The organism is Methylomagnum sp. (genome assembly GCF_054333355.1).
This window is the reverse complement of sequence record NZ_JBTEKS010000249.1, coordinates 1-6,641: the sequence shown is the minus strand read 5'-3', so window position 1 is coordinate 6,641 and position 6,641 is coordinate 1. Positions and strand designations below refer to the sequence as shown.

General features: G+C 63.9%; 5 protein-coding genes and 1 pseudogene. All 6 read right to left on the bottom strand.

The features are described from left to right. Positions 1-1,012: 1,012 nt before the first annotated feature. Complete coding sequence (locus ACXWUF_RS16180; RefSeq protein WP_458495688.1) at positions 1,013-1,414, bottom strand: hypothetical protein; 402 nt, start codon at positions 1,412-1,414, stop codon at positions 1,013-1,015. A 36-nt stretch (positions 1,415-1,450) separates the two neighbouring features. Further along, a complete protein-coding gene (gene nhaD / locus ACXWUF_RS16175; protein ID WP_458495687.1) occupies positions 1,451-2,938 on the bottom strand; it encodes a sodium:proton antiporter NhaD in 1,488 nt (495 codons plus the stop codon). Between the two features lie 11 nt (positions 2,939-2,949). After that, on the bottom strand, positions 2,950-4,371 hold the full coding sequence (gene nhaD / locus ACXWUF_RS16170) for a sodium:proton antiporter NhaD (RefSeq protein WP_458495686.1): 1,422 nt from the start codon (positions 4,369-4,371) through the stop codon (positions 2,950-2,952). A 160-nt stretch (positions 4,372-4,531) separates the two neighbouring features. After that, entirely contained in the window at positions 4,532-5,230 is a 699-nt protein-coding gene (locus tag ACXWUF_RS16165; RefSeq protein ID WP_458495685.1) for a response regulator, read from the bottom strand. Next, positions 5,227-5,532, bottom strand: a pseudogene (locus tag ACXWUF_RS16160) (sensor histidine kinase); the annotation flags it as partial. The gene ACXWUF_RS16165 and the pseudogene ACXWUF_RS16160, both read right to left, overlap by 4 nt. A 15-nt stretch (positions 5,533-5,547) precedes the next feature. Further along, the coding region (locus tag ACXWUF_RS16155; protein WP_458495684.1) for a DUF4118 domain-containing protein at positions 5,548-6,641 on the bottom strand (1,094 nt) is incomplete at its 5' end.

Genomic DNA, 6,641 nt, shown 5'->3' with positions numbered 1-6,641 from the left:
ACATTGAGAACAGTAACAGCAAGGCCCATCCGGGCAGGCGTCGCAAACAGTCCCTATCTCCACCAGGCGCCACAAATCCAAAAATCACAAAACGGGAGCGGCAAATCTCGTGATCCCGAATGCGATGGGTGGGGAAAAATTTTTGTTCTTGCTTGCTTTTCATGGTTGCGACTCGCACGGTGTTAGGTTCTATTGACGTAAGGCTCTGTTGGCATAAAGGAAAATGGCGTTTTGAAACAGATGGTTAGCCGCAGCCCATAAAAACCGTAAGTCAGGGTAGGGCGGATAAGCGGAACGCATCCGCCGCCTTGGTTGGGTGGATGCGCTCCGCTTACCTTACGTCACTGAAAACGGATTTAAAAAGTTCTATAAATAATAGACGATTTTTTTCTGTGCTGCATGTCACAAAAAAAGAATTTGCAGGAGTGCTGTAAACCGAAAAGATAGAACATAGAAGATAGAGGATTGAACCGCGCCTTCTGGTCCGGCGCTGGCTGGCGGCGCGGGGCGGGCGGCGGCTCGCCCTGCGCCTGTCGGCGGGGGAACTGCGCTTCCACGCCGGGGTGTGGACGCGGCGCGGGTGCCGGTGGAGCTGGCGGTGGGCTGCGGGAAGGGCGCCAGGGAACCCTGGATCATCGTCACCGACGAGGCGGCGGGGCCGGACACCCTGCGCGACTACGGCCTGCGCTTCGCCATCGAGGCGGGCTTCCTGGACCACAAGTCCGGCGGCTTCCAGTGGGAGTCGTCGAAATTGCGGGACGCCGGGGCGCTGCGGCGGCTGTGCCTGGCGATGGCTCCGCCGCGCCCTCGCCATGGGCTGGCCGCTGATCGGGGCGCTGGCGCTGCCTACCCCTCGACCCGGAACCCGCCCCTCGCGCAAGCCACCCGACCGTTCCCGCTGGATGGACGGCCTGCCCTGCCGGTATCTGTTCTCGAAGACTCCAAGTATCAGAAGGGGATCAAATCAGGAAGTAGGGGCGGGCACCCGGTATCGGGGCCGGTCCGCCCCGGTTCAAAACCGTCCGGCCACCAGGGCGGCCAGCAGGCAAACGCCCGCCAGCGCCATGCCCAACGCGAAGTAGCGGAGCAGGAGGGCGTCGTCGTCCGAATCCCGCTTCTTTTCCATCAATCTCCGATAAGCCAGCACGATGGAGGCCACCGAGGGCGCGATCAGGACGGGGCTCAGGAACCGCGCCCAGGGATCGGCGGGAAGCCGGGCATGCCACAGGGCCAGCGCGATGAAGAACGTCGCCGCCCCATAGGGCAGCGCGGCCTGGAATATCCAATAGCGCCGCGCCTTGTCGGCGAGGCCCCTGGGTATCTGCTGGCCGCAGGCGCAGGTGACCGGCTGGCCCAACCGGCCATTGCCCAGCAGCGGGGCGCCGCATTTCGGACAGTGATACCCCGGCAGCATCAGCCCGGCCCAGAAACGGTCATGGTGTCCATCCCGTCAAAAGAAATCTGTATTGAGGAGCAAATGCGTGAGGATGCTACCCGCGTAGCCGAGCGCGATAACCGGCGTCCATTTGAGATGGGAGAGGAAGGAGTAGGCGCCCTGGCTTTGCCCCATGAGTCCGATCCCCGCCGCCGAGCCAATCGCCAGCATGCTGCCGCCGACGCCGATGGTGAGGGTGGCCAGCAGCCACTGGGCCTCCGGGATGGGCGGCGACATGGTCAGCACCGCGAACATCATGGTGCCGTTGTCGATGAAGGCCGAGAGCAGGCCGACCATGATATTTGCCAGCGTCGGGTCCAGGTCGGCGTAGAGGATGTCCGAGGCGAGCGTCAGGTAGCCGATGAAGCTCAGCCCATGGACGCAGGTCATCACCCCGTAGAAGTACAGCAGGGTGTCCCACTCCAGCCGCGACACGCTGTGGAACACGTCGAAGTGCTGCTTGGTCTCCACGGGGCTCCGCGTGTCCTCGCCACCACGACGGGACTCCTGGATGTGTCCCCCTTTCACCCGGACCTTGTAGAGGTAGAAGAAGTAGAAGCTCAGGTACACCAGGCCCGCCATCATCCCGGCGGCGGGCGGCAGCTTCAGGGAGTTCTCGAAATAGGCCGCCGTGGCGATGGTCAGGATGAACAGGGCGATGATGCCCTTGGCCCCATGCCGCATGGGTTGCAGCTTGCCCGCCGATTCCGGGGCTTCCCTGGGCACCCAGAACTGCATGATGGCGGCGGGCACCACGAAGTTGACGATGGACGGCAGCAGCAGCGAGAAGAAGTGGGTGAATGGCACCACGCCCTTCTGCCACACCAGCAGGGTGGTGATGTCGCCGAACGGGCTGAACGAGCCGCCCGCGTTGGTGGCGACCACGATGTTGACGCAGGCGATGGCGATGAAGCGGGGGCTTTTCGCGCCCATTGCCATGATGACCGAGCCCATGAGCAGGGCCGTGGTGAGGTTCGAGCAGACCGAGGACAGGAAGAACGCCTGTAGCCCTGTGATCCAGAACAGCTTCCGGTAGCCATAGCCCTTGCTCAGCAGCCAGACGCGGAGGTTTTCGAACACCCCACGCTGCTCCATGGCGTTCAGGTAGGTCATGGATACCAGGATGTACAGGAACAATTCGGCATAGCCCTCCAGGATGCTGCGGAAGGCGCGGCCCGATTCATCGCCCAGCCCGCCGGACACATAGACGGCGGCGATCAGCACCCAGATCAGGCTCCCGGCGAAGACCATGGGTTTCGATTTGCGGAGCCGGAGCCGGTCCTCCATTGTCGCGAGGATGTAGGCCAGGGCGAAAATGGCGAGGGCGGCGAAGCCGACCCAGTGGGCCGTCAGGTCGATGGAGGCGGAGGCCAAGGCTTCCTCAGCAAAACCCGTGGCGGGCCAGATTAGGCCAGCCAGCCAGGGCAGGACGAAAGCCGAAATACGGTGCTTGGATTGAACCAACGAACGCCCGTTGAGGGAGATTGATTCGACGTTATTCATGTTTGACCCCCTCAGAAATACCGGGCGTTGACCAGGAAATGGACCCCGATGGCGGCGAAATAGCCCAGCAGGATCACCGGCGCCCATTTCAGATGGCCCATGAATGAATACTGGCCCTTGGTGATCCCCAACAGGCCAATGGCCGGGGCGGACCCGATGGCCGTGAGGCTGCCGCCCACCCCCAGGGTGAGGGTCAGCAGCAGCCATTGGCCCTGGGAAATGTCCGGCTTCATGCTCAGCACGGCGAACATCAGGGTGCCGTTGTCCACCAGGGCGGAGGACAGGCCGATCAGGATGTTGGCATGGGTGGCCTCGTGCTGCCCGTAAAGCCATTGGGAAACGGCGTCGAGATAGCCGATGAAGCCGAGGGCGCCGATGCCCATCATCGCCCCGTAGAAGAACAGCAGGGTGTCCCACTCCAGCCGCCCGACCTTCTTGAAGATGTCGTAGGAATAGGGCTCGTCGAGGATGTCCCGGTGCGGGTCGGGTTCGTCCTCCGAGGCCAGGATTTCCGCCGGGCCGGGTTCCGAGCGTTGCAGGCAGAAGCTGTAGATCTGCAGGAAGCTCAAACCCGCCATCATGCCCGCCGCCGCTGGCAGCTTGAGGAACATGTCGAAGGCCACGGCCAGGAATATGGTGATGGCGAACAGCGCGATGACGCCCGCCGCGCCCCGTTGCAGTTGGACGGGCCGGGTCTCCAGCACCGGGCAGACCTTGGGCACGCCGAAGTGCATGACCAGGGCCGGCACGAAGAAGTTGACGAAGCAGGGGACGAACAGCGTGAAGAACTGGGTGAACTCGACCAGCCCCTTCTGCCAGACGAACAGGGTGGAAATGCCGCCCAGGGGACTCAGCGAGCCGCCCGCGTTGGTGGCGACCACGATGTTGATGCAGGCCAGCGACACGAAGCGCGGGTTGCCCTTGCCGACGGCCATCGCCACGGCCCCCATCAGGAGTCCGGCGGTCAGGCCGTTGATGACGGTGGAGAGGAAGAACACCAAGAGACCTGTGATCCAGAACAGCTTCCGATAGCCGAACTTCGCCCCCACCAGCCAGTTCCGCAAGGCCACGAACACCCGCATGTCCTCCATGGCGTTCAGGTAGGTCATCGACGCCATGATGAACAGCAGCAGCTCGATGTACGCCTGGAGGTTGGACTTGAACGCCTCGACGGCGGGCCGGACATCGCCATACTGCTTATAGGCCAGCAGGATCAAGAACCAGACCAGGGTTCCGCCCAGGACCATGGACTTGGATTTCCGCAGCATCGTGACGTCTTCCAGCATCGCGGAGATGTAGGCGACGAGGATGATGATTAGGGACGCATACCCGGCCCAATGCCGGGTCAGGTCGGGCGCGATGGGTTCGGCTAGGGCCGGGGCCGGGAGCCCCAGGACCAGCAGGGCCAGCCAGGGAAGTCTATGTCTATTCACGAGGGTCTCTCACAATCACACAATCTCGGTCGTATACCGCATTTATTTCCTAATCAGGAACAAGAGCGGCGTCAACAATTCGTTGCCTAAGGGGGCTTTCATTCAATTCGTGCCGGGAGAACAAGCGCCGCGCATCTACCTTACACGCTGGGCGGACGCGCTACATGTCATCCTGCGCCAGCCGGTAGCCCACGCCCACCTCGGTCAGGAGGAAACGCGGGCGGGCCGGATCGGATTCCAGCTTGTGGCGCAACTGCCCCATGTAAATCCGCAGGTAATGGCTGTCCCGGAGATGGTCCGGCCCCCACACCTCGTTCAATAACTGGCGCTGGGTCACCACCAGCCCGGCGTGGCGGACCAGGATCGCCAGCAGCCGGTACTCGATGGGCGTGAGGCAGACCTCCTCCCCGGCCTTGAACACCTTGCGCAGGGTCAGGTCCACCCGCAGGTCGCCCCCCTCGAAGCCCTCGTGGCGGTCGGCCTCCTGACGGGCGCGGCGCAACAGGGCCCGGATGCGGGCATCCAACTCCCCCGTCCCGAAGGGCTTGGTCAGGTAGTCGTCGGCCCCGGCATCGAGGGCTTTGATTTTGTCTTGCTCCTGGTCGCGGGCGGACAGGATCAGGATGGGGACTTCCGTCATCTGCCGGAGACCCCGGACCACAGCGAACCCGTCCAGGTCGGGCAGCCCCAAATCGACGATGACGAGGTCGGGCCGCTCAGTCCTAGCCGCCGCCAGTCCGGGTCTTCCGGCCTCCGCCTCGGTGATGTCCCAGCCCCGTCCGCCCAGGCTGGTCCTCAGGAACCGGCGGGTCTGTGGATCGTCCTCGATCAGTAGGATCAGTCCCCGGCCCTTAGTCATGCGTCCGCTCCCGTGGTTTCCTGCCAATCCAACACCGGCGGCGAGTCGTGGAGCGGCAGCGTCAGGCCGAATTCCGCGCCGCCGCCGGGCCGGTTGCGGGCCTCGATCTCGCCGCCATGGGCCTCGACGATGGCCCGGCACAGCGCTAGGCCCAACCCCACCCCGCTCTCGGCGCTTTCCGGCGCCGCCCGGTAGAACTTCTCGAACAGCCGGTCCTTGACGGCTTCGGGAATGCCGGGGCCACGATCCGCCACGGCCAGCCGCAGGGTGGCCGGCGTCCATTCCGCCGAGATGTCGATGGGGCCACCCGCCGGGCTCTACTTTACAGCGTTCTCGATGAGGTTCATCAAGACCTGCTGGATCAGCACGGCGTCGATCCGCACCAAGGGCAGATGCTCCGGCAGGTCGATGCGGACGGGACGCCCCAGAAGCAGGGGGTCCAGACGGTTCAGGGCCGCGCCGACGATTTCCTCGATGGCGCTCCATTCCCATTGCAAGTTGATCTTCCCGGAAGTAATCCGGGCCATGTCCAGAATCTTGGTCATCAACTCCGCCATGTGCTGGGCCTCCTCCTGAATGGCCCTCGTGAACTCCCGCCGCTCGGGTCCGGCCAGGGCGTCGTCCCGCTCGACGAGGGTGCTGGCGGTGCCGACGATGCGGGTCAGCGGAGTCTTGAGGTCGTGAGAAATCGCGCTGAGGAGGGAGTTTCGGAAGGTTTCCGTTTCCGCCTGAATGCTGGACGCCCTGGCCTGTTCCGCCAGACGCAGGCGCGCCAAGGACTGCGCGACTTGATTCAGCAGCATATTCAGAAACGTCCTTTCCTCCGGATCGGTCATGGACCCTGGAGGGGGCTCCTCTATCCCCAGCAGGCCCAGCGGACCTTCGGAACTCGCCAGAGGAAACCACCCGACACCAGTCTGTCTTGGCCGGTACACGACCGGGTGCCGCTCGTGAACAAGCTGCGCGTGGCCGAAATCAACGCCTCGGAGAGATTCCGCTAACGGCGGTCCCCTGGGGCGGACCAGCCGTCCGTTTGCATCCGTCCATAGCAAGACCGAGCGGGCGCCCAATTCGGAATAGAGGTGGCGGACGCACACGGCCGCCACCTCAATATCCGAACGCGTGCTGGAGAGGGCCTCGCTGAGCCGATACAGCGCATGGGCCTGGCGCTCCCGCTTCGCGGCGAGGGCCGCCTGGGTGCGCAGCCGTTCCAGTAGCTGGCTGGTGATATGGGCGGTCACCAGCATCACTCCCAGTCCGACGCTGTTTTCGAGGTCTTTCATCGCCAGGGAGAAAATCGGCGGGGCGAAGAAGGAGGCGAAGGCCGGGGCGCTGAGCAGGGACGCCAGGACCGAGGGCCAGCGGCCATGGCGGCTGGCGACCAGCACCACTCCCAGCAGGTACACCATCA

Coding starts and splice junctions, on each gene's coding strand:
- ACXWUF_RS16165 (WP_458495685.1), bottom strand. CDS start 5,230: ATGACTAAGGGCCGGGGACTGATCCTACTGATCGAGGACGATCCACAG.
- ACXWUF_RS16180 (WP_458495688.1), bottom strand. CDS start 1,414: ATGCTGCCGGGGTATCACTGTCCGAAATGCGGCGCCCCGCTGCTGGGC.
- nhaD (WP_458495687.1), bottom strand. CDS start 2,938: ATGAATAACGTCGAATCAATCTCCCTCAACGGGCGTTCGTTGGTTCAA.